The organism is Citrobacter sp. TBCS-14, from assembly GCF_005280805.1.
In the GTDB taxonomy this organism is placed as follows: domain Bacteria; phylum Pseudomonadota; class Gammaproteobacteria; order Enterobacterales; family Enterobacteriaceae; genus Citrobacter; species Citrobacter gillenii.
Map to the genome: position 1 here is coordinate 1 of NZ_SZWM01000110.1, position 219 is coordinate 219.

The window sequence follows — 219 nt, forward strand, 5'->3', positions numbered from 1 at the left end:
AGGGCATTCACGATAGTAGTGACAGTTGCGATTCAGACAGCTGGCTTTATCGGTGCTCAGACGCTGCCAGAGTCCGTCGTCAATGGCGATATCGGTGTGATCGCGCAGCCCGTCCCACTTATAGCTGTCGAGATCGCCTTTCAACCTGGCACAGCGCTTTTGTTCTTCCTGATTATTTGGCGTCAGGTCATCGTCGAGAAAGGCCAGCAGATCCTGTTG

General features: G+C 53.4%; 1 pseudogene. It reads right to left on the minus strand.

Annotated elements, in window-relative coordinates:
• Positions 1-219, minus strand: a pseudogene (gene dinG, locus FDX22_RS00605) (ATP-dependent DNA helicase DinG); the annotation flags it as partial.